The organism is Candidatus Skiveiella danica (assembly GCF_022705245.1).
GTDB lineage: Bacteria > Pseudomonadota > Gammaproteobacteria > Burkholderiales > Burkholderiaceae_C > Skiveiella > Skiveiella danica.
In genome coordinates, this window is the sequence record NZ_JAKJEW010000114.1 from 1 (window position 1) to 253 (window position 253).

Genomic DNA, 253 nt, shown 5'->3' on the forward strand with positions numbered 1-253 from the left:
TATGCAGTTGATTGGTGTATGGATAGCATCGCTGCATGTTTTCACGCCCCGCCATGACGACCACGCCCACCCCCCTGGCCACAAACGCGTTGCCGCCCGCGCCACCCGACCCCGCCGCCCTGCGCCAGAGTGCACGCTTTTGGGACAAGATGGCGCGCAAGTACGCCGCCCACGCCATTGCCGACGAGGCCGGTTACGAGGCCAGCCTGCGCCGCACCAGTGAGCTGCTCACCGAGTCAGACCAGGTGCTGGA

At 66.0% G+C, this 253-nt stretch carries 1 pseudogene; it reads left to right on the top strand.

Annotation, left to right across the window (positions count from 1 at the left end):
• Nucleotides 1–35: 35 nt before the first annotated feature.
• Nucleotides 36–253, top strand: a pseudogene (locus ACMUOY_RS20340) (SAM-dependent methyltransferase); the annotation flags it as partial.